Below are 24,800 nucleotides of genomic sequence, written 5' to 3'. Positions count from 1 at the left end.
CGTGGGGCTTTTTGTTTCCGCGCCCGCCAATCCCGCGCCGGGCCTGCCCTGGCGGCCCCCTCAGTCTTGCCCGCTGCCGGCCAGTTCTGCCTGCAACTGCAGCGCCAGCCCGCTGACCCGCTGGACGTTCTTGCCCACCGCCCCCTCGAAGACGCCGGCAGCCGCCTCCACCAGGCTGAACCACTGCCTGGCGCGGGTGATCCCGGTGTAGAGCAGTTCCTTGGTCAGCACCGGATTGGGCGAGTCCGGCAGCACCAGGGCGGTGTGGGTGAACTCCGAGCCCTGTGACTTGTGCACCGTCATCGCGTACACGGTTTCGACCTCCGCCAGCCGGCTCGGCAGCACGAAGCGCACACCGCCACTGCCGTCGTTGCGCGGGAAGGCCACGCGCAGCTTGAGCTGGCCGGGAGCGCCGGGATCCGCCGCCGGCAGGTCGAGGGCGATGCCGATATCGCCGTTCATCAGCCCCAGGCTGTAGTCGTTGCGCGTCACCAGTACCGGCCGTCCCTCGTACCAGCCATGCTCGCTGCCGATCAGGCCCTGACGCTGGAGTTCGGCCGCCACGCGCTGGTTCAGGCCCTCGACGCCCCAGGGCCCGAGGCGCAGCGCGCAGAGCACGCGGAACGCATCGAAGGCGCCGAGCACCTGGCCGGCCCAGAGGCCCCAGGCCGGGCTGTCCCAGGCAGTCCCGGGCGCCGGCCGCAGGTGTTGCAGCTGTTCGAGATAATGCCGGTAACCGGGCGGCGCGCCGGCGGCAGCCGGATGGCCGTCGACGATCAGGCGCGTCAGGGCGTGGTCCTGCTCGCCGCGCAGCTGCAGGTCGAAGAGCTGTTCCGGCTGCTCGTCCAGCAGCTTGCGCGCTTGCGCCGGTTGCTTCTGGTTGACCAGGCGCGCCAGGCGGCCGATGCCGCGGTTGGCGTCGAAACGCCGCGAATAACGCAGCATCACGGTCTGCTGGGCCAGCGCATCGCCCTCCCCCGCGGCCGCCTGCAGGCCTTCGGCTGCCAGATGTTCGCCGGTCACGGCGCTCAGCCAGGCGCTGGTCTGCGCGCTGTAGCCACCGCGCTCGGCGGCGCCGCAGAGGTCGCCGAGCACCGCGCCGGCGTCCACCGAGGCCAGCTGGTCCTTGTCGCCGAGCATGATCAGCCGCGCGGACAGCGGCAAGGCATCAAGCAGGCAGGCCATCATTTCCAGGTCGATCATCGAGGCTTCGTCGACCACCAGCACATCCAGGGCCAGTGGATTGCCCTGGTGATGCGTGAAGTTGCGCGTGTCCGGGCGGCTGCCGAGCAGGCGATGCAGGGTGGCTACCTCGGTCGGGATCGCCTGGCGCACGGCGTCCGCCACCTGCAGCTCGCTGACCGCGCGGCCGATCGACTCCGACAGCCGCGCCGCGGCCTTGCCGGTGGGCGCCGCCAGGCGCATACGCAGCGGCTTGCCGGCGGCCACGGCCGGGGTCTGCAGCAGTCCCAGCAGGCGCACCACCGACGTGGTCTTGCCGGTGCCGGGGCCGCCGGTGATCACGCTGAAGTTGCCGCGCGCGGCCATCGCGCAGGCCAGCTTTTGCCAGTCGCAGAGGCGCTCGCCATCAGCCTGTAAGGGCGCAGGGAACAGTGCGGCCAGCCGCGCGGCCAGATCCTCCGGCGCGCTGGCGGGCAGGCGCAGACGCTGGCTTAGCGCCCGGGCGATGCTGCGCTCGTAGTTCCAGTAGCGGCGCAGGTACAGGCGCTGGCCGGCCAGCACCAGCGGCCGCTCCGGGTAATGCCTGGCACTGTCGTGGTCTTCCACCAGCGAACTGGCCACCAGGGCCTGGCGCCAGCCTGGCAGGTCGAGGCCAGCGAGCAGGCTGGACGGCAGCGCTCCGCCCTGCGCGCTGCCAGTTGCCGGCGTCAGGCCCAGGTCCGGCGCCTGCAGGGTCGCCTGCAAGTCCAGGCAGGAATGGCCACGGCCCAGCTGGAAACTGGCCAGCGCGGCGGCCAGCAGCACGCTCGGCGGGGCCTGCGGATCCAGTTCGAGGACGAATGCGGCAAAGGCCCGATCGAGCGCCCGCAGCCAGCCGCGCGCCACCCACAGGTCGAGCTGCAGCAGCAGGTTCTGGCTGCCGGCGCGGGCCGGCGCCAGGTCCATTGGCGCCGTGCCGGCCTGGCTGTCGCTGAGTTGCTTGAGGGTCTGCTTCATGCGCTGGTTTCCCGCGGCTGGCTCAGGTTGGCTTGGCCCGTGAACAGCGCATCCAGCTGTTCGATCAGTGCGCGCGGCGGCTTGTCGAAGAACAGCCCCTGGCTGGCGGACTGCTGGCCTCGGATAAACAGGTACAGGCCGCCGCCCATGTGTCGGTCATAGTCGTAGCCGGGCAGGCGCACCTGCAGTTGCCGGTGCAGTGCCAGCACGTACAGGCAAAGCTGCAGGTCGTAGCGATGACCGAGCATGGCCGCCGCCATCGCCGCCGGTTCATAGGCCTCGGCGCCGGTGCCGAGCCAGTTGGACTTGTAATCGGCCACGTAATAGCGCCCCTGATGCTCGAAGGTCAGGTCGATGAAACCCTTGAACATGCCGTTCAGTTGGCCATGCACCAGCGCAGGGCGCGCGGCGCCGGGCAGGCAGTACTGGCGGACCAGCTGGTCGAGGCGCTGGATGCTCACCGTCTGGCTGGCGAACCAGAATTCCATCTCCACCTGGTAGGTGTGCAGCCCGGCCAGGCTGACGCTGTGCCCGGCAAAGTGCAGCGGGGTCTGCAGGTAAGCCGTCAGCCAGGCGCACAGCGGCTCGATCCAGCCTTCCCAGTCGCGCAGGTTGCAGCGCCGGGCGATGGTACTGGCGAGCAGTGCCGGGTTGTCCGCCACCAGGGCGAAACCCTGCTTGCCGGCCCATTCGAACAGGCCGTGGAGGAAGGTGCCCGGCCCGGCGCCTCGCGGAAAGGCGTGGATATCGGCGCCGCCCGGCAACGCCGCGGCCAGTGCGGCACTGGTCTCGGCTTCTTCCTTGAGATTGGCTTCCACGGCGCTGGCCGGCTCCGCCATGGCGTGGCTGTCGGGCAGCGCCGGCTGAGCGCTGTCGGCCAGCAGCAGCGCCGAGTAGCTGGCAATCCACCAGTTTGCCGGCGGCTGGTGCTGCGGTTGCAGCGCCTGGCCCAGCGCCGCCTGCTGTGCTGGCTGGTAGCAGGCCGCGGTAACCGCCGGGGCCGGCTGGCTGATGATGTCGGGGCAACCCTCGGCCAGTTGCTGCAACAGCGGCGCGATGCCGCCGCAGCTGATCTCTGCGCCGCCGGCCAGCAGGTAACCCAGCCCGCTCTTGGCCAGATCGGTCTTGTCCTTGCTGCGCGTATTGCCCACCGGCCCCATGCCCAGCCAGGTCGCATAGCGCGCACGGGTCAGCGCCACATAGAGCAGGCGCATCTCCTCGCTGAGTCGCTCGTCGTTGGCCTTGTCGCGGGCCGGCCCGCCCGCCTCGCTGCGCGCCAGGTCGATGAACAGCTGGCCGTCGTCCGCGGCGTGGTACATCGGCGGGGTACTGCTGTTGCCGTCGATTTCCCTGGCACTGCAGACAAACGGCAACAGCACCAGCGGATACTCGAGCCCCTTGGACTTGTGCACCGTGACCACCTTGATCAGGTCGGCATCGCTTTCCAGGCGGAGGATTTCTTCCTCGCCGGGCGCCTGCACCTGCTCGGCCAGATGGCGGATCAGGGCGTTCTCGCCGTCCAGTTCGGTGGCGCTGCGTTGCAGCCATTCGGCCAGGTGCAGCAGGTTGGTCAGGCTGCGCTCGCCGCCGCTTTCCTGCAGCAGGCGCGCCGGCACGCGGAATTCCGCCAGCAGCTTGCGCAGCATCGGCAGCACGCCCTGCTGCTGCCACACCGCGCGGTACTCGCGAAAGCGCAGTACCTGCTGTTCCCAGTGCAGTTCGTCGTGGTTGAGCCGCTCCAGCTCCGGCCAGCCCAGGCCGATGCTGCGCGTGGCGAGTGCCGCCCGCAGCAGACGATCGACGGCCGGCTGCGCGCAGGCGCGCAGAATGTACAGCAGGTCGCGGGCTTCCTCGCTGTCGAACACCGAATCGCGGTCGGACAGGTACACGCTGGCCAGCTGCCGCTGGGCCAGCGCCTGGCGGATCACCTCGGCCTCGTTGCGGTTGCGCACCAGGATGGCAATGTCCGCCGGGCGCAAGGCCTGCAGTTCCCCGCGGGCATTGCGCAAGCCGCTCGGCGCGGCGCCGTGCGGATCCAGCCAGGCCTGGATCGCCGAAGCCGCGGCCTGGGCCATCGCGCGCTGGTAGGTCTGCTTGTTGATCAGCTCGCTGCCGGGCAGGTTCCAGAAGGTCAGCGCCGGCTGCGGCTGCCCGGCAATTTCCAGGCTGCAATCGCGACCCCTGGCCCCGACCGCATGGAACGGCAGCGGATTGGCCGCGTCCGGCGCGGCAAAGCGGAAGGCGCCGCGCGGGTGTTGTTCGGCAAAGGCGAAGCAGCGGTTGCTGGCCGCCACCATGGCCCGGGTCGAGCGGTAGTTGGTGGCGAGGGTGTAATGCCGCTCGCCGGTGGCCTGGCGGGCGCGCAGGTAAGTGAAGATGTCGGCGCCGCGGAACGAGTAGATCGCCTGTTTCGGGTCGCCGATGAGGAACAGCCCGCTGTCGGCGCAGTTCTCCTCGATGCGGTAGATACTCTGGAAAATCCGGTACTGCAGCGGATCGGTGTCCTGGAATTCATCGATCAGCGCCACCGGGTACTGGGTGCGGATGGTCTGCGCCAGGCGTTTGGCGGCCGGGCCTTGCAGCGCGGCGTCCAGCCGGTTGAGCAGGTCGTCGAAGCCGATCTCCGCGCGGCGCAGCTTTTCCGCATCGAAACGCGCGCGGACTTCCTGCAGCGCATGCAGCAGCAACGGCGCGCGGATGTCCTGTTTCAGCGCCTGGTGGTCGAACAGTGCGTCGATGGCCTGGAAGGCGGCATGCGCTTCGGCCTGTGCGCCGCCGTTGAGCTTGAAGCGGGTCTGGCCAAACCGGGCCAGATTTTTCGGAGCCGGCTGGCCCGTGCTCCACTGGGCCAGGGCTTCCAGCCAACCGAGGAACACTGCGTCATCCCTGGCGCCGCGGTAGCTGGTGCCATTCAGCTTGCCGCGCATGCCGCGCAGCAGTTCCTCGACCTCTGGCCGCGCCGCGTGCCAGGCGCTGCGGGCGGCCTGCTCGAGCGCAACGGCCTCGGCATTCCAGGCGCTGGCCTGCCGCAGCAGTGCCTCCAGGGCGGTCGGCGCGGCCAGTTCCGCTTCCCCCTGGCGGTAGCGCGCGTCGCGCCGCGTGAGCAACGCCGCCAGCGCCTGGTTCAGCGCTTGCGGGCCGCTGAAGTACTCGGCGACAACCGCGGCTTCGGCCTCTGCCAGCACATAGCAATGCCGCCGCCAGTAATCGCGCACGATTTCCGCGAGCAGTTCGCTCTGGTCGGTTTCCAGGGTCTGGGTAAACAGGCTGCCACTGTCGAAGGCATGCTCGCGCAGCATCCGGTAGCACCAGCCGTGGATGGTCGACACCGCCGCTTCGTCCATCCATTCGCCGGCCAGCTGCAGGCGCCGCGCGCACGCCGGCCACTGCTCGGGCGGGTAGTCGGCGCGCAAGGCCTCGAGCAAACCGTCATGCACCTGCTGCGGCGCGAGGAAGCACTGCGCGGCTTCGCTCAGGCGCAGGCGGATGCGCTCGCGCAGTTCCTGGGTCGCGGCATCGGTGAAGGTCACCACGAGGATCTGCGGCGGATTCAGCGGCTGCGCAAAGGCATTGGCGCCGCCATGCCCGAGCACCAGGCGCACGTAGAGCAAGGCGATGGTGAAGGTCTTGCCGGTACCGGCACTGGCTTCGATCAGGCGGCTGCCATGCAGCGGAAAGCTCAGGGGCTGAAGGTCGACCGGCATCATTCGGCGCTCCCGGCGCGGGCAGCGCAAAGGTGGCGAAACAGCGCGCCGTAGAGTTGTTCGGCCAGCCGGGCAAACTGGCCGTCGGCGCACAGCGCATCGAAGTCGGCATAGGCGCGGCGCAAGGCCGGCGAGTCCTGCACTTCGCCGCGGCGCTGGTAAGCGCCCTCGAAAGCCTTGCGCGCCTCGTCCATGGCCTTGTCCGCATCGCTGTCGGCCGCGGCCAGCCAGGCAAACGCGGTCTTGCAGGCCAGCGGTAACGGCTGGCACATGCCCGCGGCCCAGCACTGCAGGATGTCCTGCAGTTGCTCCGTGGCACTGGCGGCCTCCACTGGCAGAAAATGCACATCACCGCTGAGGCTGACCAGGATGCTGCTGCACGGCTCGCCGCCCAGCTGCAACGCCAGGTGGCGCAGCCACGGACGGATCAGGTTGTGCCAGCGATAACCGTCCTTGCCGCACAGCTTTTTACTGTCCAGCTGCAGGTAGGCCAGCTGGCCGCGGGCATTGCGGCGCAGGCCGCCCAGCCAGTCGCTGAAGCCCGGCGCCGTAGCGCTGGCGGCGCACTTCAGCTCGATTTGTCCCGCCAGCGGCTGGCTCCACTCCTGCAGCATGGCGTGGTAACGCGCCAGCATGTCGGGCAGGCCGGCGGTCAGGCTGGCCGCGGCGAGCGGGCCGAAACCGGCCAGCGGCAACTTGCCCTCGCGCTGCAGGCGCTGCACCTGCTCCTGCAATGCGCTGCCGGTCTGCGCCGCATCGTAGCGCTCCTCCACCCAGCGCTTGAGCGTCTGGCTCAGGGCATCCTGGTACTGCCAGTTCTCCAGCGCGTCGAGCTCGAACGGCTCGTCGTCACAGCTGGCCAGTTCGTCCTCGTCGAAATGCACCTTGAGCCGCTGTTCGAAGAAGGCCGTCACCGGATCACGCAGGAAGCCCGCCAGCTGGCGCAGGTTCAGCGGGCTGTCCTGCTGCAGCGGCGGCAATGCCTGCGCCACCTGCACCGCCGTTGGCGTATGCACCTCGCGCCATTCGTGGGAGTAGGTGAACAGCCCGTCGGCGCCCGCCTGCGCGCCGAAATAGGCCGTGCTGAACGGTTGCAACGGATGTTCGGTGGTCAGCGCCGCGAGCAGCGCCCGCGGCTCCCCGGGGTTGCCCTGCAGGCGCCAGCCGGCGGCCAGATGATCGCGCAACTGGCCGATCAGCACCGACGGCACGCGCTCGCTGTTGTCGCGGATATTGCGCCCCACCCAGCTCACGTACAGCTGCTCGCGGGCCGACAGCAGCGCTTCGAGCAGCAGGTAACGATCGTCCTCGCGCCGCGAGCGGTCGCCAGGGCGGTAGTCATGCCGCATCAGGTCGAAATCGACCTGCGCCTGCTGGCGCGGATAGTCGCCATCGTTCATCCCCAGCAGGCAGACCAGCCGGAACGGAATCGCGCGCATCGGCATCAGCGTGCAGAAGTTCACCGAGCCGGCGAGGAAGCGCTGCGCCAGCCCGCCCTGGTCCATGCCGCCGAGCCAGACTTCATGCACCACGTTCAGCGGCAGCGGCTCGCTGAAATTGGCCTGCTCGCAGGTCTGCAGCCAGTCCTCGAGCACCTGCAGCAGCTGGTTGAGCAGCAGTTCGTCGGCCTCGCCCTGTGCCTGGAAGAACACCTTCAGCAGGGCTTGCAGGCGTTCCGCCCACAGCCTCGGCGGCGCCGCTTGCTGCAGGTCCAGGCGGGCGATGTCGAGGTGTTCGAGCAGGGTCAGCAGCGGCCCAGCCAGCGCCGCCTCCAGGCCGGACACCTCGTCGTAGGGTTCGATGCCGTGCAGCGCCGGGGCCTTGCCCGCCGCATAACCGAGCAGCATGCGCCGCAGGCCGAACCGCCAGGTGTTCTGTTCCAGCCCCGCCGGCATATCCAGGCTCTGCCGCTGCGCGCCATCCAGGCCCCAGCGAATGCCGGCGCCGGCGATCCAGCGCTGCAGCGTCGGCAGGTCGCTCTCGGCGATGCCGAAGCGCGCCCGCAGCGCCGGCACGTCGAGCAGATCGAGGATGTCGCTCACGCTAAAGCGGCTGTGCGGCAGCTTGAGCAGGTGCTCCAGGGCAATCAGCAGCGGCTCGCGGCCACGCTGGCCCTGGTCGGCCAGGGTAAACGGAATGTAGCGCGGGTCGTGGCGCGCCAGCTGGCCGAACACCGCCTCGATGTGCGGCGCGTAGGCGTTCACGTCCGGCACCATGACGATCACGTCGCGCGGCGTCAGCGTCTGGTCTGCGCTGAACCGGGCGAGCAACTGGTCATGCAGGATTTCCACCTCGCGCTGGGCGCTGTGGGCGATATGGAAGCGCAGCGAGCGATCGCTGGCCGGGTCGACGGCTGGCCAGCGCTCACGGGTCTCGGCCAGCGGGCGCAGTTCGAGGATGTCGCCCTGCAGCTGGGTCAGCAGGCTGCTGCCCGCCTCCTCGCTGAACAGGTCGATGCGCCCGCCGTTCACCGAGGCAAACAACTCCCGGTAGCTGGCCGGGTCATCGTAGCTGTCGAGCAGGTTGATGTAGTCGCGCCCCTGCTTGCCCCAGGCCGCCAGCAGCGGCTGGCCGTGCAGGTGCAGGGTTGCGTCGCCCAGCGCCTGGCTGCCGGCCTTGTGCGGCTGGCGCCGGTACTGGTGCAGCAGCAGCTCCTTGTCGGCGACGATGTCGATCCAGTGATGGCGACACGGGTTATGCACGCACAGCAGCACCTGGCAAAAGCGCGCGAGCATGGCCAGGGCTTCAAGCACTTGGGCCGGCATCGAGGAAATCCCGAACACCAGAATCCGCCGCGGCAGGCCGGACGGCCGCTGCGCCAGCGTCTGCAGGCGTTCGACAAAGTGCTGGTGCACGCCGGCCCGGCTGTGCGCCAGCGCACCGGCGCCGACATCCGTCAGCAGCGCGCGCCACAGCTGCGCCTGCCAGCGGCTCTCTTCTGGCAACGGCCGCGCCGGGGCATTGACCTGCTGCAACTGGTCGCGCCCGGCTGCCCAGTCTTCCAGCCAGTCGGCGCGGTACACCTGGTACTGGTCGAACAGGTCGGCCAGGCGTTCGGCCAGCTGATGGCGCTTGCGCAGGTCAGCGTCGTCCTCGAGAAACCGCTGCAGGCTCTGGAAGCCCGGCTCGCCCAGCACCTGCGGCAACAGGCGCATCAGCCGCCAGCCCAGCGGCGCCTTGTCCAGCGGCGAGTGCTCGGGGGTAGACTCGGCCCCCATCACGGCCCGGTAGGTCTGCCACAGAAAGCGCGCCGGCAACTGCACCTCCAGCGCCGCGGCAATCCCGCAGCCACCCTGCTCCGGGTCTTCCGCCAGCGCCAGCTTGAGCCATTGCGCAATGCCGTTGCTCTGCACCAGCACCACTTCGTTTTCCAGCGGCGCCAGCGGATAACGCTGCATCCAGCTCACCGCCAGCGCGCGCAAGTCATCCAGGCGGTTGCCGTGCACGATCATGAAGCCAGGTGTCAAAGAGTCAGCGTCCTGCATCAAACCGGTCCCTCACCTTGGAAAACGCCATCTCAGCACCTGGAATTGGTGTACTGCCGCCGCAGCCGCGATGGCGACAGCAGCGTGTTGAGGGCGAATGATAAGTACCTGCCGGCAAATGAGCGATGGTGTTGGTACGTACAGGTAAGGTTTTCGCGCAGGATGTTCCGGGAGTGTGAGTAAAAGCCTTTCCCAAAGTTACGATCTCTGACTAGACCTCGAACACCACGCTCATTGGTGCACTGCCGGTGTGGCTGCGATAACGAACAGGACCGTAATAGGTGAAGGGAGCGGCCTTGCCGTTCTCCAGTTTGTGTTCACGCACAAAAAGGTGGATGCCGATATTCAATTCATTGTGGCTAATGATTTCCTTGCCCTTTTTGCTTTGCGGCGTTGTCGAACGTTGGCTTTGCCAGTGGAAGCTTTGCTCAGTGATCCAGTGATCCAAATAACGGTGTTCATCGGCCTTGCCCTGCTTATTTAGAGTGACCAGCAGGACATGGGCATGGCTTTCTGGCAGAACCACATGGCCTGAATTCCAATTCCCAGGATTGAACTCACAACCAAATAACGGCGGTATCTCTTCCCGCTGTAGGCGCTGACCGACAGCCATTTCCAACGGACTAAGTACTTCCCTCAAGCGAGCGAAGGTGCGCAATTGCTCTCGGAGCTCTTCATCAACGGGCATGTCTACATATTCTGGATTGTTGGCCCTAAGCAGGTAGCTGCCATCGGCCTGCTTGAGGATAGACCGCAACAGATACTGGTTATCACCACTGCCGTCCTGTCTCTCGATAGCCATGATACTGCCCGTGATCGACCCAGCTCGATCGGGGCTGACTTGCTCCAGCAATAGATAGTCGCCATCGCGAATCGGTTGCTTGCCGCCGTTCATCGAATTGCCAGAGGCGCAAGCGATGAAGTGGCGCGTCGGGTCGAGATGACCATGCCCACTACCCAAAATCCGAAACTCTTCGTTATCCGTACGACCGGTCTTGAAGTGACCACAGGCGATTTTCAGGTTGGGAAAAAATGGGAGCTCAATACCTTGCTGCTTTGAAGGTTGGCCACTGCGGATATCCATCACTGTGGCGCTACCGCGCACTTCGTAGGCGGCCAGGCGGTAATTCACCAGCTCCTGCACCATTTCAGAAAAAACTTCACACTGACTGTCTGCAATCTTGAGCAGAGACACAAAATGCTCTGCCTGCTTGGCAAAAAACGCTTTGGTGTCTGCTTCCGAGTTTTCACCAATCCACGCCTTGATCGGGTTTTTCAACCAGTAGTTTAACCAGGCCTGTGGGGGCTGAACGGCAGCCAGCAGATACTCAACAGGCAGGTCTGCTAACAGTGGACGCCGCCGCTGCAGCACTTGCCAGGAGCGCGCAGCCAAATCCTGTACAGTCGGAGCTTGGCGCCAGCCATCAAGCTCCTGGAAAGCTTCCAGCAGGACCATTTTGTAGCTCTTGTTCATGGACGTGGTCTCGAGTTCGCGCAGAAAACTGCGTTGCGCGCTCAACAATGTCTGCTCAGCATCAGCCAAGTCATCCATGGAATCGACCAAGGAAAACCAATCGCCAAACTGATCACGGGCTTTTTTAACGCTGGCGCCTGAGCGGAAATACTCCGCCAGGCTCGGTCGCCGCCCAAGTCCTTCACGCAGCGCCTGGTAATCCTTTTGCACGCCCTCCCCATCCAGCGCCTTGAGAAAGTTGATCAACTGCAAGTCATAATTAATGAAGCAGCCATCCGGCAATGCCAAGCGCTGGTTCTCAGCATCGCGAGCATAGGCAGCCAATTGATGGTGGGTCATGCTCTGGCCCATCAGGGCTTGGGGCTTGTGCAGGAAGCTGTGGTGATTGCCAATAAAATCCAGCACTACCAGCTTCTCCTTGCCGGGTGCCTTGCGCAGCCCACGGCCCAGTTGCTGCAGGAAAAGGATTTTCGATTCGGTTGGGCGCAGAAGCATGACGGTATCGATAGCGGGTAAATCAACGCCTTCGTTAAATAAATCAACCGAGAAAATCACCTGCAAGCGGCCATCAGCCAGTTGCTCCAGAGCCTCACCGCGAGAACTGTGGGAGCCCCCATACACGGCAACAGCCGCTATTCCCTGGCGAGCAAAATGTTCGGCCATAAACTCGGCGTGGCGGATCGAGACGCAAAATGCCAGAGTCCTGCGCTGGGCATGCTGATGAAAGTATTTCAGTACATGCCGCGCGCGAGCCAGGGTTGCTAATTTATTGGCCAACTGGCCAGGATCGAATCGACCGTTACGCCAAGGGATTTCTTGATAGTCGACATCCTCATCGAACACCCCGTAATAATGAAACGGTGCGAGCAACCCCTTCTCGATACCGGTAAACAAATTGCTGGTGAAGACCAGATTGTCATCGCAAAGCGAAAGAATATCCGACTGGTCGGTACGATCTGGGGTAGCCGTCAGGCCAAGCAGAAAGGCCGGCGCGAAATGTTTAAGCAGGCGGTGATAGGTCGGTGCGGCGGCGTGGTGAAACTCATCGACCACGATGTAATCGAAATGCTGCGGGGCAAAGCGCTCCAGGTGCGCTAGGCGGCCCAATGTCTGCACCGAAGCACAGAGCACATCGACCTGACTATCACGCTGCTGTCCCTGATAGAAGCCAACCCGGATTCCCGGGCGAATCCGCAGAAAGGTTTCAGCGGCTTGGTTCAAAATCTCTTCACGATGGGCCACAAAGAGCACTCGCCGCGCGCCAAACTGCTGCGCGTCAAAAGCCGATAACCAGGTCTTGCCCAGACCAGTTGCCAGTACTACCAACCCCCGCTGGTAACCTTCTTCTCGCGAACTGGCCAGTGCTTTTAGTGCCTCTACTTGAACCTGTGTTGGCAGCGGTGGCGGTTCAACTTCATTACTGCCTGGCGCTATCGCTCTGGGCGGTGCGATGCGGCGCTGTTCATAGGCGTCAATCCATGCATCTGTGAGTGGCTTGGCGCGTGGATGGCCGAATAATTGCTCAAATTGGCTACGCGCCTCCAGAAAGCCCGCATCCTTGGGGTAGTCGATGCGGTAATTCCACTCCAGCCCATCAGTCAGCGCCTGCCGGCTGATATTACTGGAACCGATAAATGCTTGGCCTTGCAATTTTCCATCCACGGTTTTGCGCGTGAAAAGATAAGCTTTCATGTGAAAACTGCTACCGGCACTTTCATAGACACGCACCTCGGCGCCCTGCTCCTGCAGCAGCATTAAACGTCGCAAAGCCTCTGGGTCGGTCACATCCAGATAGTCGCTGGTGATGATGCGTACCTGTGCCGGTTTAAAGCCTGCAGTTTCCACATCAGGCTCAGTGAAGCATTCGCCATTGCCAGTCAATGCAGCCAGTAAATCGGGAAGCAGTAAACGCAACCCAGTGCTCTTGATGAACGCCACGGCCAGTTCAATTTCACTGGACGTGTTGATCGCTGCGCAGAGCTGCGGGAGAAAGTGATTGGATTCACCTCCGGTCACCAGAGCTGAAGGTGCGCGACGGATCAAACCATTCAACCACTCATCAGTTCGGCCTGGCCGCTGGTCAGCCGTGCGCCAGAAGTGGCAATCCGCCATGCCGTGCAATGGTTCAAGCCAGGCAGATAGTTGTGCCTCGTCAGCATCAGTAAAACGCCGACCTTGATAGTCGCGCTCGCCACTTCCTACCTTGAAACTGCAATAAAAAACGCCTCCCGGTCTGAGCGCTGCCCAAAGCCCAGACAGGGCTGCTGGGATATCTTTTCCGGGTACATGTAAGAGGCTGGCGCAGGCCCAGATACCGTCGTAAAGGGCAAGTTCTGTAACGTCAGCAAAAGAGCGGACTAGGACTGGCTGGCCAAGGTGCTCGCTGGCAAGTTTTGCCAAGGAGGCTGAGGCATCAAAAGCAGTAACGCGATAACCACGGTCAAGAAATGCCTTCGCATCACGGCCTGATCCGCATCCCGCATCAAGGATGTGACCACCGGCTGCAACCATGGCTAAAAAGCGTGTGTACAGTTCGCTCATATCAACAGAGATGGTGTCTGTGAAAAACGAGTCAGCATTGTTTTCGTAATAGTTTTCGTTTTGCCCCACGACTCGAATCCTTGTTCACTTCAGCACATCAGCGAAATAACTGGTTCTGCCCAGGTTACGCAATGTGCTGCATGGCGCGCCAGGTGTGTGATCAGACAGTTGAGCGCGGGGTATGGGATACAGGCTTCCTGACTAGCAATGCTGGTCAGCGGGTGGTGGGCTGGTTATCTTCAGCACAAAAAAGCGCCTGATTGAGCAATTCCACTACTGGATTGACCGAGGATATTCATGAACAAAAGGGATGATTGGCTCAAGAGCAGTTTAGGGGATGCTCCTGATGGTATTCGTCAACGTAGGCAAGGACCTCGGCGCAGGGGAATAACTGTATCTGATCTGCTTAACACGCTAAGCGTGACATGTGTCCTCGGCCTGACCGCCTACCTGCTTCATAAATACTACCCGGCAACCAGTTTCAGTCTCCCCGCCCTAGTCCGACCAGCTGAGGTATTAATCCAACCAAATTCAGACAGATACAAAGTTCCAGACCGTATCGAGCCATCTTCATCAAGCCTCACGGGGCGATTTCCTAACCAGCCACGCCCACTTGAAGATTGTCTTGGCGCCAGCAACGTAATTGATGAAAGTGTGGTGCGCTGCCGGTATGGCGAACTACCCAGATCGGCAGGAGAAACGGAAGCCGCTCAAGGAATGGTCAGTGCAGATTACCTTGCGTCCTATCGCACGCAGCGCGAGAACAAACCCGCTAAAAACCGTGCTACTAGCCAAGTAATTCGGGATTCATCTTGGGTCGATAAGTGGGATGGTGGAGGCGCATACCTTGCTGCTTGGACAGTCGTGGACAACCGGATCGAAAGCACCAGTGTCTGTGCTAACCACAAGCGGGGTTCCATTGATTATCGAGAAAGGTGCCAAGCAGTTCTTTAAAAAACAATGTCGTGCATGGGATGAGCGTTGGGATGCTGATCGAATGGATAGCAGCGCCATCCTGCGGGATCGATATTGTGGTGCGGCGAGCGCATTTAGCCCAATGGGATGAGCTTGTCGGTAAATACCTTAGTTTCACTAAGTTGAGAACTTAATCCCCAAGTTGCAGGCATGAAAAAGGCCGATCATTTCTGATCAGCCTAAGTCATTGAGGTAAATGGTCGGGACGGAGTGATTCGAACACTCGACCCCTTGCACCCCATGCAAGTGCGCTACCGGGCTGCGCTACGCCCCGACGGTTACAGCAGTTACAGCGTGCTTGCGGCGAGCCGAAAGCGGGTGGAACTATACAATAAGCCTATGAAATGTCAAAGCTTTTAGCTGCGATCATTACTTCTTGAGAACGACCAGCAAATCCTCGAGCTCGGCGATCATTTGCTTGATCATCTGCTTGTACTGGGTGCTGTCATCCTTGGCTTCGTCGCCGGTCAGGCGCAAACGGGCGCCGCCGATGGTGAAGCCCTGGTCGTACAGGAGTGCGCGGATCTGGCGGATCATCAGCACATCCTGGCGCTGATAGTAACGACGATTGCCGCGGCGCTTGACCGGGTTGAGCTGCGGGAACTCCTGTTCCCAATAACGCAGGACGTGGGGTTTTACCGCGCAGAGTTCACTGACTTCGCCGATGGTGAAGTAGCGTTTGCCCGGGATTGCCGGCAGTTCGTCGTTATGGCTGGGTTCCAGCATATGCTTCAACTCTGGCTTTTAGTTTCTGCCCTGGACGGAAAGTCACCACACGGCGTGCCGTGATGGGTATTTCTTCGCCGGTCTTGGGGTTGCGTCCGGGGCGCTGGCGCTTGTCGCGCAGATCAAAGTTTCCGAAACCGGACAGCTTGACCTGCTCGTTGAGCTGCAGAGCGTGGCGGATCTCTTCGAAAAACAGTTCAACCAACTCTTTGGCTTCGCGCTTGTTCAAACCCAGTTCTTCGAACAGGCGATCAGCCATTTCAGCTTTGGTCAGGGCCCCCATACGCTAGTTCCTTAACGTGGCGTTGAACCTTTGCTCCAGCGAGGTGAGGATGCTCGTGGTTATTGCATTCACCTCATCGTCATTAAGAGTGCGCGAGGAATGCTGCCAGGTCAAGCCGATCGCAAGACTTTTTCTAAGCGGATCAATACCTTTACCGACATATACGTCAAACAACCTTAAGTCCGTCAAATGCTCGCCTGCGCTGTCGCGCATGCATTGCAGGATCGACTCCGACGGTGTGTCGCGGTCCACCAGCAGCGCGAGGTCACGGCGAACTTCGGGGAAGCGCGACAGTTCGCTGAACGCCGGCATGCGGCCTTGTTCGACTTCGGCCAGCAGCAGTTCGAAGAGGAAGGCTGGCTGGCTGATGTCCAGGTTCTTCGCCAGTTCCGGATGCAAGGCGCCGACAAAACCGACCAACCGCCCTTCCCGCTCGATGCGTGCGGTCTGGCCGGGATGCAGTGCCGGATGCTCGCCGGGCACAAAGGTGAACGCTGCTGCCGCGCCAGCGAAGCCCAGCAGGGCTTCCACGTCGGCCTTGGCGTCATAGAAATCAACTGCATCCTTGCCGTGTGCCCAGCCTTCCAGCAGGCGGCTGCCGGTCACGACACCGGCGATCATCGGCTCCTGCTTGAGGCCGTCGAGCTGGCCGACGAAGCGCAAGCCGCTTTCAAACAGGCGCACGCGGGTCTGCTGGCGATTGAGGTTGTGCTGCACGGCCTTGATCAGGCCCGGCCACAGCGAGTTGCGCATGGCGGACATGTCGGCCGAGATCGGGTTGGCCAGTTGCAGGGGCTGCACGCCCGGGCTGAACAGCTCGAACAGTTTGGGGTCGATGAAGCTGTAAGTGATGGCTTCCTGGTAACCGCGGGCGACCAGCAAGCGGCGCAGTGCCGGCAGGTCGGCCCGGGCTTCGGCCCGCGCCTGCGGTGCCAGACGCGCTTGCGGGTAGCGTACCGGCAGACGGTTGTAACCGTACAGGCGGCCCAGCTCTTCGATCAGATCGACTTCCAGGCTGATGTCGAAGCGGTGGCTTGGCACTTCCACGCGCCACTGACCGGCGCTTTCGGCCGTGACGCCGAGGCCCAGCCCGCTAAGCAGGGATTCAACCTCCGCCGGCTGCATCTGCATACCCAGCATCTGGCTGATGCGCTCGGCACGCAGGGTGACGGGCTGGATGCTTGGCAAGTCGGCGGCGCTGACGGTCTCGATCACCGGACCCGGTTCGCCACCGACGATTTCCAGCAGCAAGGCGGTCGCCCGCTCCATGGCTGCACGCGCCAGATTGAAATCCACGCCCCGCTCGAAGCGGTGCGAGGAGTCGGTGTGCAAGCCATAGGAGCGCGCCTTGCCGGCCAGCGCGATGGTGTCGAAGAAGGCGCTTTCAAGGAACAGGTCGCGGGTCTTGGCGCTGACGCCACTGTGCTCGCCGCCCATCACGCCGGCGATAGCCAGGGCGCGGCTGTGGTCGGCGATCACCAGGGTGTCGGCCCGCAGGGTGGCTTCCTGGCCATCGAGCAGGACCAGCTTCTCGCCCTCCTCGGCCAAGCGCACGCGAATGCCGCCGTTGATTTCGGCTAGATCGAACGCATGCATCGGCTGGCCGAGTTCGAGCATGACGTAGTTGGTCACGTCGACAGCGGCATCAATGCTGCGGATATCGGAGCGGCGCAGGCGTTCGACCATCCACAACGGCGTCGGCCGGGACAGGTCCACATTGCGCAACACGCGACCCAGGTAGCGCGGGCAGGCCTTGGGCGCCAGCACCTCAACCGGACGCACTTCATCATGCGTCGCCGGCACGGCGGTTACTTGCGGGGGGCAGACCTGGGCGGCATACAGCGCGCCGACTTCGCGGGCCAGGCCGGCCAGCGACAGGCAGTCGCCACGGTTGGGAGTGAGGTCGACCTCGATGCTGACATCGTTGAGGCCGAGGTAGTCGCGCAGGCACTGGCCCACCGGGGCATCGGCAGCCAGCTCCATCAGGCCGTCGTTGTCGGTGCTGATCTGCAGCTCGGCCGCCGAGCACAGCATGCCGTTGGACTCGACGCCGCGCAGCTTGGCCTTCTTGATCTTGAAGTCGCCCGGCAATTCGGCACCGATCAGGGCGAAGGGAATCTTGATCCCGGGACGGGCGTTGGGCGCACCGCAGACCACCTGCAGGGTCTCGCTGCCATTGCTGACCTGGCACACGCGCAGCTTGTCGGCGTCCGGATGCTGCTCGGTAGCGAGGATTTCGCCAACCACGATGCCGCTGAAGGCGCCCGCAACCGGTGTCACGCTGTCCACTTCCAACCCGGCCATCGACAGGCGGGCGACCAGCTCTTCACTTGAAACCTGCGGGTTAACCCAACTGCGCAGCCATTGCTCACTGAATTTCATGTTTTCTGTATTCCTGAACGATTCGGTAACGTGCCGGGACTAGCGAAATTGCGCCAGGAACCGCAGGTCGTTGTCGAAGAACAAGCGCAGGTCATTCACGCCGTAACGCAGCATGGCCAGCCGCTCGACGCCCATGCCGAATGCAAAGCCCTGGTACTTTTCCGGGTCGATGTTGGACATGCGCAGGACATTCGGATGCACCATGCCGCAGCCCATGACTTCCAGCCAGCCAGTCTGCTTGCAGACGCGGCAGCCTTTGCCGCTGCACATTACGCACTGCATGTCGACTTCAGCGGACGGCTCGGTAAACGGGAAGAATGACGGGCGGAACCGCACGCCCAGGGGTTTCTCGAAAAACACCCGGAGGAACTCTTCGATGGTGCCCTTGAGGTCGGCAAAACTGATGCCTTCGTCGATCAGCAGGCCTTCGACCTGGTGAAACATCGGCGAGTGGGTGATGTCGGAGTCGCAACGGTATACGCGGCCTGGGCAGACGATGCGGATCGGCGGCTGCTGGCTTTCCATGGTGCGCACCTGCACCGGCGAGGTGTGGGTGCGCAGCAGCATGTTGGCGTTGAAATAGAAGGTGTCATGCATTGCCCGTGCCGGGTGGTGGCCGGGAATGTTGAGCGCTTCGAAGTTGTGGTAGTCGTCTTCGACTTCCGGACCCTCGGCCACGTTGTAGCCGATATGGGTGAAAAACTGTTCGACACGCTCGAGCGTGCGCGTAACTGGATGCAGGCCACCTGAGGCCTGGCCACGGCCCGGGAGGGTGACGTCGATTTTCTCGGCGGCCAGCTTGGTGCTCAGTGCAGCCTGCTCAAGGGAATCCTTGCGGGTATTCAATGCGTCCTGAACCTGGTTCTTGGCGGCATTGATCAGTGCACCAGCCTGTGGCCGTTCTTCGGCCGACAGCTTGCCCAGCGTCTGCATCAGGACAGTCAGTTCGCCCTTCTTGCCCAGGTATTGAACACGGAGCTGTTCAAGAACATTTATATCGTCGGTTTTTTGCACAGCCTCAAGCGCTTGCGAGACCAATGCAGCCAGGTTTTCCATTTACAGACTCCAGATACGAAAATAGGGGAAGAGCTTGAAGGCTCTTCCCCTATTGGTGACGTTTAGCACCGGGCAAGCCCGGTGATTGTCGGGGACTTAAGCCAGTTCGGCCTTAGCTTTCTCGACAATCGCAGCAAACGCCGCTTTTTCGTTCACTGCCAGATCGGCCAGAACCTTGCGATCGATCTCGATAGACGCCTTTTTCAGGCCAGCGATCAAACGGCTGTAGGACAGACCATTGATACGCGCACCCGCATTGATACGGGCAATCCACAGAGCACGGAACTGACGCTTCCGCTGGCGGCGGTCACGGTAGGCGTATTGGCCTGCCTTGATTACAGCCTGCTTGGCAACACGGAATACACGCGAACGTGCGCCGTAGTAGCCTTTGGCGAGTTTCATGATTTTCTTGTGACGGGCACGAGCGATAACGCCACGCTTTACACGAGCCATGAGTAATTTCCTCTAAGTCTTGACCGAATTAACGAACGCGCATCATGCGATCTACTTTTGCCACGTCAGACGGATGCACCATGGTGCTTCCGCGCAGTTGACGCTTACGCTTGGTAGACATTTTGGTCAGGATGTGGCTTTTGAAAGCGTGCTTGTGCTTGAAGCCGTTAGCAGTTTTCAGAAAACGCTTCGCTGCACCGCTCTTGGTTTTCATCTTTGGCATGTTTGTTACTCCGCATTGAGTGATTACCTATAACCAGAAGGCCTGCCTGTGCCCTGGAGGTTATTTTCGCTTTTTGGGGGCGATGACCATCATTAGTTGGCGTCCTTCCATCTTAGGATGCTGTTCAACGGCGCCGTATTCCGCGAGGTCAGCTTCAACCCGCTTCAACAACTCCATTCCCAGCTCCTGGTGGGCCATCTCACGACCGCGAAATCTTAACGAAATCTTGGCCTTGTCCCCTTCATTAAGGAAACGTATCAGGTTGCGTAGTTTTACCTGATAGTCCCCATCTTCCGTCCCTGGTCGAAACTTGATTTCTTTGATCTGCTGCTGATGCTGGTTCTTCTTCGCAATGGCAGCCTGCTTCTTCTTTTCAAACAAGTGCTTGCCGTAATCCATGATGCGGCAAACCGGTGGTACTGCATCTGCAGAGATTTCCACCAGGTCGAGCTTGGACTCTTCGGCTATGCGCAGGGCTTCATCAATTGAAACGATGCCTATCTGCTCGCCGTCAGCGCCAATCAACCGAACCTCACGTGCCGAGATGTTCTCGTTTATCGGGGGCTTCGGTACTGCTCTTTTATCCTGTCTGATTTCACGCTTAATAATGATTACTCCAAATCTTGGCGACCACGCCGGGAAACCGCCTGCGCCAGTAATTCGGCGAACTGTGCGACGGGCATCGAGCCCAGATCGGCACCTTCGCGTGTGCGCACGGCGACGGTTTGCATTTCAACTTCCCGATCTCCAATAACCAGAAGATAGGGAACCTTGACTAAAGTATGCTCGCGGATTTTAAAGCCGATCTTCTCGTTTCTCAAGTCAGACTTGGCACGAAAGCCGCTTTCATTGAGCATATCTTCAACTTTCCGGGCAAATTCGGCCTGTTTGTCCGTGATATTCAGGATCACCGCCTGCGTCGGCGCGAGCCAGGCCGGGAATGCGCCTTCGTAGTGCTCGATCAGCACACCGATGAAACGCTCGAACGAACCCAGCACCGCGCGGTGCAGCATCACCGGATGCTTGCGGCTGTTGTCTTCGCTGACATATTCCGCGCCCAGGCGCACCGGCAGGTTGAAATCCAGCTGCAGGGTTCCGCATTGCCAGATTCGGCCGAGGCAGTCTTTCAGCGAAAACTCGATCTTCGGACCGTAAAACGCGCCCTCGCCCGGCTGCAGGTCAAACGGCAGATTCGCATTGACCAGGGCAGCCTCGAGAGCTGCCTCTGCGCGATCCCACAACTCATCGGCGCCCACACGTTTTTCCGGGCGGGTCGACAGCTTGAGCTGGATGTCCTGGAAGCCGAAGTCGGCATACACGTCCAGGGTCATCTTGATGAACGCAGCAGCCTCAGCCTGCATCTGCTCTTCCGTACAGAAGATGTGCGCATCGTCCTGGGTGAAGGCACGCACGCGCATGATGCCGTGCAGCGAGCCCGATGGCTCATTGCGGTGGCAGGCGCCGAATTCGGCCAGGCGCATGGGCAGGTCGCGGTAGCTCTTCAGGCCCTGGTTGAACACCTGGATATGGCACGGGCAATTCATCGGCTTGACCGCGTAGTCGCGGCTTTCCGACTCGGTAGTGAACATCATGTCGCCATAGTTGGCCCAGTGCCCGGAACGCTCCCACAGGGCGCGATCAACCACCTGCGGGGTCTTGATCTCCAGGTAGCCGCGCTCGCGCTGCACTTTGCGCATGTACTGCTCGAGCACCTGATACAGCGTCCAGCCATCGGGATGCCAGAACACCATGCCCGGCGCTTCTTCCTGCGTATGGAACAGGTCGAGGCGCTTGCCCAGCTTGCGGTGGTCGCGCTTCTCGGCCTCTTCCAGGCGGTGCAGGTGGTCCTTCAGGTCCTGCTTGCTGCCCCAGCAGGTGCCGTAGATGCGCTGCAGCATCTTGTTCTTCGAGTCGCCGCGCCAGTAGGCGCCGGCGACCTTCATCAATTTGAATGCCTGCAGCTTGCCGGTGGACGGCACGTGCGGGCCGCGACAGAGGTCGATGAAGTCGCCCTGCCGGTAGAAGGACAGCTGTTCATCACCGGGAATCGACTCGATGATCTCGACCTTGTACTTCTCGCCGAGCTTTTCAAAGAACGCGACGGCCTCGCTGCGCGACATCAGCGAGCGGGAAACCGCCAGGTCAGCCTTGGCGATCTCGACCATGCGCGCTTCGATCTTCTCCAGATCTTCGCTGGTAAACGGCTTTTCGCAGTCGAAGTCGTAGAAGAAGCCATTCTCGATGACCGGGCCGATGGTGACCTGGGTGCCCGGGAACAGCTCCTGAACCGCCATCGCCATCAGGTGCGCACAGGAGTGGCGCAGCACGTCAACGCCTTCCGCGTCACGGCTGGTGATGATTGACAAGGCCGCATCGCTATCGATGAGAAATGAAGTATCGACCAGTTCGCCGTTGACCTTGCCGGCCAGGGCGGCTTTGGCCAGGCCGGCACCGATGGACTGGGCCACTTCGGCGACTGTCACTGGATGATCGAATGAACGCTGACTGCCGTCAGGAAGGGTAATGATTGGCATGGCGCCTCCTCTCCTAGTGGTGACCCCTACCAAAGGTCACGTGGGTTGGGATGAGCCAGGAGCGCGATTCACTGGGTTATGCCTGCCAGACAGTGGCGGGAGCACGGGGCCGACCTCGGCGAATCAGGATCACTGGAAATAAGGGTGGAAATTTTTCAGCAAATTGCGCGAGCGGACAAGCCATCCAAAAAAAAGGGCCGCCTGGGCGACCCTTTTTAATTTGGTAGGCACGATTGGACTCGAACCAACGACCCCCACCATGTCAAGGTGGTGCTCTAACCAGCTGAGCTACGTGCCTGCAATGGCGGCGAATTCTACGGGGTGAGCCGGAGCTGTCAAGTATTTTCAGCCTAACCGCCTGAAATACTCGGCTTTTTACTGTTCAGAGGCGCGTTAAATATTTCGAACGGACTCTGGCCAGCCATGCTGAAGTCGGGTAGGATCGGGGCAACGTCAAATATAAAGAACAGAGGTTGCAAAATGACGCACACTCCATATCCGCAGTCCTATTACGCCGCATCGGCAAATCCGGTCCCTGCCCGCCCCGAATTACAGGGTGACGTGGAAACCGATGTTTGCGTCATCGGCGCCGGCTATACCGGCCTCTCGACCGCAATCTCCCTGCTCGAAAATGGCTTCAAGGTTGCCATCGTCGAATCGGCCAAGGTCGGCTTTGGCGCCTCCGGTCGCAACGGTGGCCAGATCGTCAACAGCTACAGCCGAGACATCGACGTTATCGAGCGCACCGTTGGTCCCAAGCAAGCAAAGCTGATGGGTGACATGGCCTTCGAAGGCGGCCGCATCATTCGCGAGCGGATCGCCAAGTACAACATCGACTGCGACCTGAAGGATGGCGGCGTGTTCGCGGCCTTCACCAAGAAGCAGATGGGCCACCTCGAATCGCAGAAGAAACTGTGGGAACGCTACGGCCACACCCAGCTGGAACTGATGGACGCCAAGCGCATCCGTGAAGTCGTGGGTACCGAGAACTATATCGGCGGCATGCTTGACATGAGCGGTGGCCATATCCATCCGCTGAACCTGGCACTCGGCGAAGCCGCTGCGGTCGAGTCCTTGGGTGGCGTGATCTATGAGCAGTCGCCCGCGATCCGTATCGAGCGTGGTGCCAATCCGGTTGTGCATACGCCAAATGGCCGGGTAAAAGCCAAGTTCATCGTGGTAGCCGGCAATGCCTATCTGGGCAATCTGGTTCCCGAACTGGCCGCCAAGACCATGCCTTGCGGCAGCCAGGTGATCGCCACCGAACCGCTCAGTGCGGAAATGGCCAAGAGCTTGATCCCCAACGACTACTGCGTGGAAGACTGCAACTACCTGCTCGACTACTTCCGCCTGACTGGCGACAAGCGCCTGATCTATGGCGGTGGCGTGGTCTACGGTGCGCGTGATCCGGCCAACATCGAGGCGATCATCCGCCCGATGATGCTGAAAACCTTCCCGCAACTGAAGAACGTGAAGATCGATTACGCCTGGACCGGCAACTTCCTGCTGACCCTGTCGCGTCTGCCGCAGGTAGGCCGGATCGGCGACAACATCTACTACTCGCAGGGTTGCAGCGGTCACGGGGTCACCTACACCCACCTGGCCGGCAAGGTTCTGGGTGAGGCACTGCGTGGCCAGGCCGAGCGTTTCGACGCCTTTGCCGGCTTGCCGCACTACCCGTTCCCGGGTGGTCGCCTGTTCCGCGTACCCTTCACCGCCATCGGCGCCTGGTATTACGCCCTGCGCGACAAGATGGGTATCTGATCCGGCTGACGGTCTGCCATCCACGGGTGGCAGGCCGTATCATGCGGGGCTACCAAATCACCCGCCCTGCCCGGTTGCCGCCTGATGAATCCGCAAGACTTGCTGCTTCTGGTCACCACGCGCATGCCCTTCGGCAAGTATGAAGGACGCCTGCTGGCTGATCTGCCCGGACATTACCTGAACTGGTTTGCCCGCAGCGGCTTTCCCAACGGCCAGCTTGGCCACCTGCTCGCACTGATGCAGGAGATTGACCACAACGGCCTGAAACCCCTGCTGGACCCCCTGCGCAAAACCTAATCCGCCGCCTCGCTCGCCGCCCGCAGGCTTGCATATGCCGGTGCCGCATAGATCCCGGTCTCCACCGCCAGCGCCAGCACTTGCGCCAGGTCACAAGTGTAGACCAGCACTGCCTGGTATTCGTCATCCAGCGGCTCGCTGAAATCGACCAGCACATAGCCCTGCTTTTCCGGGTACAGCGCCGACAGCTGGACCTGGATGCGGTTGAGTGCCTTCAGCGGCTCGACTTTCTGCAATTGCTTGGGTTGCAGGACAAAGCTGACTTCCGGGCCGAACGAGTCACGAATGTGCTGGAACAGCTCGGCGTAACTGTCGCCCTGGAACAGCACGGTATCCGGCAGGCTGCCCACCACCACCCACTCGCCCAGTGGAATCGGAAAACTGTCGTCGTAATTGATATCCGGATTGGCCGCCAGAAAGGCTTCGGGCGCTGCATAGGCCTGCGCGGCCTCGGCAGCGATACGGGAAATATCCTCTGCCCGCATGCATCCCGAACTGATCAGGCCCAGCAGTTGCTCAAGTGATTGCTGCATAGACATGCGAAATAGTCCTGTGAAAGTCAGTTAACCCGTAAAGCACAGCCCCGACGCAGCAATAGTGCTGTGCGTTTAGCCCGATTATCTCGGTAAAAGAAGCCGTGGGCGTGCAATCTCTTCATGCGGGCCACTTATAATTGGCCGGCAAGATGTCCCGCTACCTACCCTTTCAGGAATTTTACCGTGCCG

The 24,800-nt window shown here is 62.0% G+C and carries 15 protein-coding genes and 2 tRNA genes; 2 read left to right on the top strand and 15 right to left on the bottom strand.

Annotated features, from left to right (window positions below; all coding sequences use genetic code 11):
• Positions 1 to 60: 60 nt before the first annotated feature.
• From recD to ISX93_RS11665, 14 genes are all read right to left on the bottom strand, one after another.
• A complete protein-coding gene (recD, locus tag ISX93_RS11730; RefSeq protein ID WP_195778912.1) occupies positions 61 to 2,178 on the bottom strand; it encodes an exodeoxyribonuclease V subunit alpha in 2,118 nt (705 codons plus the stop codon).
• A complete protein-coding gene (recB, locus tag ISX93_RS11725) occupies positions 2,175 to 5,885 on the bottom strand; it encodes an exodeoxyribonuclease V subunit beta (RefSeq protein ID WP_195778911.1) in 3,711 nt (1,236 codons plus the stop codon). Before recB ends, recD begins: the two co-directional genes overlap by 4 nt.
• The gene (gene recC, locus ISX93_RS11720; protein WP_195778910.1) at positions 5,882 to 9,367 is read right to left on the bottom strand and encodes an exodeoxyribonuclease V subunit gamma; all 3,486 of its coding nucleotides are present in this window, start codon (positions 9,365 to 9,367) and stop codon (positions 5,882 to 5,884) included. Before recC ends, recB begins: the two co-directional genes overlap by 4 nt.
• Before the next feature lie 211 nt (positions 9,368 to 9,578).
• Positions 9,579 to 13,451, bottom strand: a complete 3,873-nt coding sequence (locus tag ISX93_RS11715) for a DUF3427 domain-containing protein (RefSeq protein WP_219841024.1) — start codon at positions 13,449 to 13,451, stop codon at positions 9,579 to 9,581.
• A 1,103-nt stretch (positions 13,452 to 14,554) separates the two neighbouring features.
• Positions 14,555 to 14,631 (bottom strand) — tRNA-Pro (locus tag ISX93_RS11710).
• 95 nt (positions 14,632 to 14,726) lie between these two features.
• Entirely contained in the window at positions 14,727 to 15,083 is a 357-nt protein-coding gene (locus ISX93_RS11705) for a MerR family transcriptional regulator (protein WP_090193800.1), read from the bottom strand.
• Positions 15,064 to 15,366: an integration host factor subunit alpha gene (gene ihfA / locus ISX93_RS11700; RefSeq protein WP_195778909.1), complete on the bottom strand. Its 303-nt coding sequence runs from the start codon at positions 15,364 to 15,366 to the stop codon at positions 15,064 to 15,066. The genes ISX93_RS11705 and ihfA overlap by 20 nt, the downstream gene beginning before the upstream one ends.
• Positions 15,367 to 15,369: 3 nt before the next feature.
• Positions 15,370 to 17,748, bottom strand: coding sequence for a phenylalanine--tRNA ligase subunit beta (pheT, locus tag ISX93_RS11695; RefSeq protein ID WP_195778908.1), 2,379 nt, complete (start codon positions 17,746 to 17,748; stop codon positions 15,370 to 15,372).
• 39 nt (positions 17,749 to 17,787) lie between these two features.
• Positions 17,788 to 18,804, bottom strand: a complete 1,017-nt coding sequence (gene pheS, locus ISX93_RS11690) for a phenylalanine--tRNA ligase subunit alpha (protein ID WP_195778907.1) — start codon at positions 18,802 to 18,804, stop codon at positions 17,788 to 17,790.
• A 96-nt stretch (positions 18,805 to 18,900) separates the two neighbouring features.
• Positions 18,901 to 19,257 (bottom strand): 50S ribosomal protein L20, encoded by a 357-nt coding sequence (rplT, locus tag ISX93_RS11685; protein ID WP_195778906.1) that lies wholly within the window; start codon positions 19,255 to 19,257, stop codon positions 18,901 to 18,903.
• A gap of 28 nt (positions 19,258 to 19,285) precedes the next feature.
• Positions 19,286 to 19,480, bottom strand: coding sequence for a 50S ribosomal protein L35 (gene rpmI / locus ISX93_RS11680; protein WP_090193792.1), 195 nt, complete (start codon positions 19,478 to 19,480; stop codon positions 19,286 to 19,288).
• A gap of 60 nt (positions 19,481 to 19,540) precedes the next feature.
• Entirely contained in the window at positions 19,541 to 20,092 is a 552-nt protein-coding gene (gene infC / locus ISX93_RS11675) for a translation initiation factor IF-3 (RefSeq protein ID WP_195779022.1), read from the bottom strand.
• Positions 20,092 to 22,014: a threonine--tRNA ligase gene (gene thrS / locus ISX93_RS11670; protein ID WP_195778905.1), complete on the bottom strand. Its 1,923-nt coding sequence runs from the start codon at positions 22,012 to 22,014 to the stop codon at positions 20,092 to 20,094. Before thrS ends, infC begins: the two co-directional genes overlap by 1 nt.
• Before the next feature lie 221 nt (positions 22,015 to 22,235).
• A tRNA-Val gene (locus tag ISX93_RS11665) sits at positions 22,236 to 22,312 on the bottom strand.
• 182 nt (positions 22,313 to 22,494) lie between these two features.
• On the opposite strand from ISX93_RS11665, the gene ISX93_RS11660 reads away from it, so the two are divergent.
• Positions 22,495 to 23,778 carry an NAD(P)/FAD-dependent oxidoreductase gene (locus ISX93_RS11660; RefSeq protein WP_195778904.1) on the top strand — a complete coding sequence of 428 codons (1,284 nt, stop codon included), beginning with the start codon at positions 22,495 to 22,497 and terminating at the stop codon, positions 23,776 to 23,778.
• A gap of 84 nt (positions 23,779 to 23,862) precedes the next feature.
• The gene (locus ISX93_RS11655) at positions 23,863 to 24,075 is read left to right on the top strand and encodes a DUF3820 family protein (RefSeq protein WP_195778903.1); all 213 of its coding nucleotides are present in this window, start codon (positions 23,863 to 23,865) and stop codon (positions 24,073 to 24,075) included.
• Here the strand turns inward: ISX93_RS11655 and ISX93_RS11650 are convergent.
• Entirely contained in the window at positions 24,072 to 24,608 is a 537-nt protein-coding gene (locus tag ISX93_RS11650; protein ID WP_195779021.1) for a hypothetical protein, read from the bottom strand. The two genes, ISX93_RS11655 and ISX93_RS11650, sit on opposite strands and share 4 nt — an antisense overlap.
• Between the last annotated feature and the right edge of the window lie 192 nt (positions 24,609 to 24,800).

The sequence above is a fragment of the Pseudomonas sp. N040 genome (genome assembly GCF_015637705.1).
GTDB lineage: Bacteria > Pseudomonadota > Gammaproteobacteria > Pseudomonadales > Pseudomonadaceae > Aquipseudomonas.
The sequence above is the reverse complement of the archived record's forward strand: the minus strand, read 5'-3'. Positions and strand labels throughout refer to the sequence as shown.